The 2254-nt window shown below is 51.4% G+C and carries 1 rRNA gene; it reads left to right on the top strand.

The window, feature by feature from the left end:
- A 23S ribosomal RNA gene (locus DXB52_RS15490) occupies positions 1-2240 on the top strand; the annotation flags it as partial.
- Positions 2241-2254: the final 14 nt, after the last annotated feature.

Below are 2254 nucleotides of genomic sequence, written 5' to 3'. Positions count from 1 at the left end.
AAGGTCCGGAGCCGAAGGGAAACCAAGTCTGAATAGGGCGCATAGTCAGTCGGAGTAGACCCGAAACCGGGTGATCTATCCATGTCCAGGTTGAAGTTGCCGTAAAAGGCAATGGAGGACCGAACCCACATCCGTTGAAAAGGGTGGGGATGAGGTGTGGATAGGGGAGAAATTCCAATCGAACCCGGAGATAGCTGGTTCTCCTCGAAATAGCTTTAGGGCTAGCCTCATACGAGTCTTGCGGAGGTAGAGCACTGAATTCCTAAGGGGGCGTCAAAGCTTACTAAGGGATATCAAACTCCGAATGCCGTGTAGATGATGTATGGGAGTCAGACGATCCGAGATAAGTTGGGTGGTCAAAAGGGAAAGAGCCCAGACCAACAGCTAAGGCCCCAAAATGTGTGTTAAGTGGAAAAGGATGTGGGATTTCGAAGACAACTAGGATGTTGGCTCAGAAGCAGCCATTCATTCAAAGAGTGCGTAATAGCTCACTAGTCGAGAGGTCCTGCGCCGAAAATGTCCGGGGCTAAAACACACTGCCGAAGCTTTGGAATTGAGAATTCAATTGGTAGAGGAGCATTCTTAAAGGGACGAAGCAGTACCGTAAGGAGCTGTGGACTTTTAAGAAGAGAGAATGCCGGAATGAGTAGCGAGAGGAAGGTGGGAATCCTTCCGGCCGAATATCTAAGGTTTCCAGAGTAAAGCTGATCTGCTCTGGGTAAGTCGGGGCCTAAGGCGAGGTCGAAAGACGTAGTCGATGGATAACAGGTTGAAATTCCTGTACTATCCTGTAACAGAACTGTGGGGACACAGGCAGAGAGCGTGAGCCGGGAATGGAAAGACCGGTACAAGCGAGGTAGGAGTCTGGTTGGCAAATCCGCCAGGCAATCTGAAGACGTGATGTGGACTGAAAATAAGTAGGGAAGCACGTGAGCTGACTGTCAAGAAAAGCCGCTATTGTTTGCAGGATACCCGTACCGTAAACCGACACAGGTGGATGAGGAGAGAATCCTAAGGCCGACGGGAGAAGCATTGTTAAGGAACTCGGCAAAATGACTCCGTAACTTCGGGAGAAGGAGTGCCAGTAAGATGGCCGCAGAGAATTGGCCCAAGCAACTGTTTAGCAAAAACACAGGTCTATGCAAAACCGAAAGGTGAGGTATATGCTGACGCCTGCCCGGTGCTGGAAGGTTAAGGGGAGAGGTTAGCGCAAGCGAAGCTTTGAACTTAAGCCCCAGTAAACGGCGGCCGTAACTATAACGGTCCTAAGGTAGCGAAATTCCTTGTCGGGTAAGTTCCGACCCGCACGAAAGGCGTAATGATTTGGGCACTGTCTCAACAATGCACCCGGTGAAATTGAAATACCAGTGAAGATGCTGGTTACCTGCGCCAGGACGGAAAGACCCCATGGAGCTTTACTCCAGCTTGATACTGGGATTCGGTATTGCATGTACAGGATAGGTGGGAGGCTAGGAAATGGTAACGCCAGTTGCCATGGAGCCAATGTTGGGATACCACCCTTGCAGTACTGGGTTTCTAACCAGCAGCCGTGATCCGGCTGGGGGACAATGTCAGGTGGGGAGTTTGACTGGGGCGGTCGCTCCGAAAGGGTATCGGAGGCGCTCAAAGGTTCCCTCAGAATGGTTGGAAACCATTCGAAGAGTGCAAAGGCAGAAGGGAGCTTGACTGCGACACCGACGGGTGGAGCAGGTACGAAAGTAGGACTTAGTGATCCGGTGGTATAAAGTGGGATTGCCATCGCTCAACGGATAAAAGCTACCCTGGGGATAACAGGCTTATCACTCCCAAGAGTTCACATCGACGGAGTGGTTTGGCACCTCGATGTCGGCTCATCGCATCCTGGGGCTGAAGTAGGTCCCAAGGGTTGGGCTGTTCGCCCATTAAAGCGGTACGCGAGCTGGGTTCAGAACGTCGTGAGACAGTTCGGTCCCTATCCGGCGTGGGCGTAAGATATTTGAGAGGAGCTGTCCTTAGTACGAGAGGACCGGGATGGACTGGCCGCTGGTGTATCTGTTGTCTTACCAAAGGCATAGCAGAGTAGCCAAGCCGGGAAGGGATAAACGCTGAAGGCATCTAAGCGTGAAGCCCCCCTCAAGATGAGATATCTCATAACGTCAAGTTAGTAAGACCCCTTGAAGACGACGAGGTAGATAGGGCAGAGGTGGAAGTGTGGTAACACATGGAGCTGACTGTTACTAATAGGTCGAGGGCATAACCAAAGCAGTGATAGGTT

This window comes from Ruminococcus sp. OM04-4AA (genome assembly GCF_003462585.1).
Lineage (GTDB): Bacteria > Bacillota > Clostridia > Lachnospirales > Lachnospiraceae > Mediterraneibacter > Mediterraneibacter faecis.
This window is presented reverse-complemented; position numbering and strand designations above follow the sequence as displayed.